At 62.9% G+C, this 555-nt stretch carries 1 protein-coding gene and 1 pseudogene; both read right to left on the bottom strand.

From position 1 onward, the window contains the following. Nucleotide 1: 1 nt before the first annotated feature. Complete coding sequence (locus KUM32_RS40825; protein WP_187062950.1) at nt 2-250, bottom strand: hypothetical protein; 249 nt, start codon at nt 248-250, stop codon at nt 2-4. Between the two features lie 4 nt (nt 251-254). Continuing rightward, nucleotides 255-555: pseudogene (locus tag KUM32_RS40820) on the bottom strand (mycothiol conjugate amidase Mca); the annotation flags it as partial.

Here is a 555-nt window from a genome sequence, read left to right as displayed (position 1 = left end):
ACTATCGACCCGTTGCCGCGCTTTCGCGCTGGTCAGAGCCTTGATCTTCGGCGGAAGGCGCTTCTTCGAAGTCGACCTTCTTCATGTGCTTGTTCATACTCTTCATGAGCATCCACACGGCGACGCCGATGACCGCGAAGACGATGAAGCCGAGGACGCCAGGGGTGACCTTGTTGTCATCCACTTCCTTGGCGAGCTCGAACACCGGAGACGCGTGGGTCAGGGCGAGGGTGCTAGTCGCGGTCATCATGGTGTCAATTGTTGCGGATGCCCGCGAAGAGGTCGTCCTCGGGGAGGGATGTCGCCACTAGCGACTTCGCCAGCTCGTACTCCTCCGTGGGCCAAACCTCCTTCTGGATCTCCATCGGGACCCGGAACCAGCCGCCGTCGGGGTCGATCTGGGTGCGGTGCGCGATCAGTGCCTTGTCGCGAATCTCGAAGAACTCGCCGCAGGGCACGTAGGTGGTCAGCTCGCGCTCGCGCTTCTGGAACTCCTTCCAGCGCTCCAGCCACTCCCCGTACGGCGACTCCAGGCCGCGTTCGAGGAGCGCCTCG

The sequence above is a fragment of the Streptomyces sp. AC627_RSS907 genome, assembly GCF_019049165.1.
This window is presented reverse-complemented; position numbering and strand designations above follow the sequence as displayed.